General features: G+C 70.9%; 1 protein-coding gene. It reads left to right on the top strand.

Annotation, left to right across the window (positions count from 1 at the left end; translation table 11 throughout):
• On the top strand, window positions 1–963 hold a 963-nt coding region (locus AC2TEW_RS38810; protein ID WP_484627840.1), incomplete at its 5' end, for a phospholipase domain-containing protein.
• Window positions 964–1028: the final 65 nt, after the last annotated feature.

The raw sequence follows: 1028 nt of genomic DNA, 5'->3' as shown, positions 1-1028 counted from the left end.
ATGTACGACGAGAACGACGGCTACTTCGACCACATGGTCCCGCCCACCCCCGAGACCGGCACCCCCGAAGAGTTCACCCAGGGCCGCGCCATCGGACTCGGCAACCGCGTCCCCCTCTGGGTCGCCTCCCCCTGGTCCCGCGGCGGCTGGGTCAACTCCCAGGTCTTCGACCACACCTCCGTCCTGCGCTTCCTCGAAGTCGTCACCGGCGTCCAGGAACCCAACATCTCCGCCTGGCGACGCACCGTCTGCGGCGACCTCACCAGCTGCTTCGACTTCACCAAGCCCGACTACACCATCCCCACCCTCCCCGACACGGCAGCCCTGATGGCCAAGGCCGACGCCAACGCCGGCCTGCCCGCCGTCAAACTCCCCGCCACCGGCACCCAGTCACTCCCACCCCAGGAGACCGGCGACCGCCCCCACCGCAAACTCCCCTACGCCCCCGGCGCCGAGGTGACCGTGGACCGGGCGACGGGCGCCGTCACCTGCACGCTGACCAACACCGGCACGGCCGGCTTCCCGTTCACCGTCTACCCGAACATCGTGTTCCCGTTCGCCGGTACGCCGTACACGGTGGCGGCGGGCGGCTCGAAGACGTACACCTGGGACGCCTCGGCGACGGACGGACGCTACGACTTCACCGTCCACGGCCCCGACGGCTTCGTCCGCCGCTTCGCCGGCACCGTGGTGCGCGCGGAGCAGACCGACATCGCGGTCCCCTCGGTCGCAGCCACGGTCAGCCCCAAGAAGGTGCTGCTGCAGCTGCACAACGACGGCCCGACGGAGGTCTCGTTCACCGTCACCCCGAACGACTTCGGCGGCCAGACGCAGACCGTCTGGGTCGGGGCGAACCGGGTGGTGGGCGTGAACTGGCCGCTGGACAACGGCCGTTACGACGTGACCGTGACCGCCGCCACCGGCACCCGGTTCACCCGCCGGTACGCGGGCACCGTGCACTGACCCCGGTCGCGGAGCCCCGTCTCCTGGCCCCCAGCGGCGGGGGGACGCACACCCACACTAGAAAG

It is taken from the genome of Kitasatospora sp. NEAU-CNBT7, from assembly GCF_057220535.1.
This window is presented reverse-complemented; position numbering and strand designations above follow the sequence as displayed.